Origin of the sequence: Curtobacterium sp. B18, assembly GCF_000333375.1 — a bacterium.
In the GTDB taxonomy this organism is placed as follows: Bacteria; Actinomycetota; Actinomycetes; order Actinomycetales; family Microbacteriaceae; genus Curtobacterium.
The window spans coordinates 1-1530 of record NZ_BACZ01000189.1; the positions used below are offsets into that span (position 1 = coordinate 1).

Annotated in this window: 2 protein-coding genes; both read right to left on the reverse strand. The window is 72.4% G+C overall.

The features are described 5' to 3' along the window. A partial coding sequence (locus I5E_RS05090) for a cryptochrome/photolyase family protein (protein ID WP_022906039.1) occupies nucleotides 1–1082 on the reverse strand: 1082 nt, incomplete at its 3' end. Next, on the reverse strand, nucleotides 1079–1530 hold a 452-nt coding region (locus I5E_RS05095; protein WP_022906040.1), incomplete at its 5' end, for a MarR family winged helix-turn-helix transcriptional regulator. The genes I5E_RS05095 and I5E_RS05090, both read right to left, overlap by 4 nt.

Consider the following 1530-nt stretch of genomic DNA (forward strand, 5'->3'; position numbering starts at 1 on the left):
GACCGCCAGTCGACCAGCATGTTCTTCACGAGGAAGCTGGCCGTCGCGAGGCGGACACGGTTGTGCATCGCGCCCGAGTGCCAGAGCTCCCGCATGCCGGCGTCGACGAGGTCGAACCCCGTCGTGCCGTGCCGCCAGCGGTCGATCTCGGCGTCGGGTGCGTCCCGCCACGGGAACGCGTCGAACTCGCGTCGGACGTTCACCGAGGTGATGTCCTCGCAGTGGAAGTACTCGTGCCAGTTGAACTCGCGCCACGCGAGCTGCCGGAGGAACGCCGACGCGTTCTTCCGCTGCTCGGGCTCGAGCTCGCCGTGCAGGCGGTGCCAGACCTGGAAGGGGCTGACCTCGCCCCAGCGCAGGTGCGGGGAGAGGTCGCTCGTCGCTGCCATCGCGGGTTCGTCCCGCTGGTCGTAGTCCTCGAGCGCGTGGGTCACGAAGTGCTCGAGTCGCCGGTGCGCACCCCGTTCGCCGGGTTCCCAGGCATCACGGAGTCCGCCGGCCCAGTCCGGGTGGGTCGGCAGCAGCCCCCAGTCGTCGAGGTCGTCGCTCGCCGTGTCGGCGGGTGCCGGCAGGTCCCGCGGCTTCGGCAGGGGGTGGCGGGGTTCCGGCATGGCCTGGGCCGCACGCCAGAACGGCGTGAACACCTTGTACGGCTCGCCCTGACCGGTGAGGACGGTCCACGGTTCCCAGAGCAGGGCCGCGGCGAAGCTGTGCGCCTCGGTCCCCGCGTCGGTGAGGGCCGACTTGATCCCGGCGTCGAGGTCCCGTTCGGCCCGGCCGTAGCGTCGGTTCCAGAACACCGCGTCGGCGCCGGTGTCGGACACCAGCGCGTGGACGACGTCGGCCGCGGGCCCGCGGCGGAGGACGAGTCGTGACCCACGGCCGCGGAGCTCGGCGTCGAGCGCGGTGAGGGAGTGGTGCAACCACCACCGGGCCGCCGCACCGATCGGGCGGATGCCGGCGGACTCCTCGTCGAGGACGTACACGACGGTGACCGCGCCGCCGTGGTCGATCGCGGCGCGGAGGGCCGGGTTGTCCGCGAGACGGAGGTCGTCGCGGAGCCAGACCAGGGCGCCGGTCACCGTGCCGCCACGTCGACGTCGGACATCGTCCGGGGGCCGCGACGGGACGTCGACGCCCCGGCGGCGGTGCGGAGCTTCGTGCAGAGTTCGGTGAGCGTCCGGAGCTCGGCTTCGTCGAGCCCGGCACCGACCTGGTCGACGATGGTCTGCGCGTGCTGGACGGCGACCGCCCGGTAGACGTCGAAGCCGTGCGGGGTGAGGGCGACGATGACCCCGCGGGCATCGGCGGGGTCGGGCTGCTTCTCGACGATGCCGCGGGCGGTGAGCCGGTCGACCAGGCGGCTGACGCTCGGCTGGGTGAGCAGCAGGTGGCTGGTCAGTTCCCGCATCCGGCAGCGTCGCCCGGGCTGGGTGGAGAGGTTGAAGCAGACGTCGTACTCGTTGAACGAGATCTCGCCGCCGGGGAAGTCGGCGTTGAGTGCCCGCATGACGGTCACCTGTGCGCGGA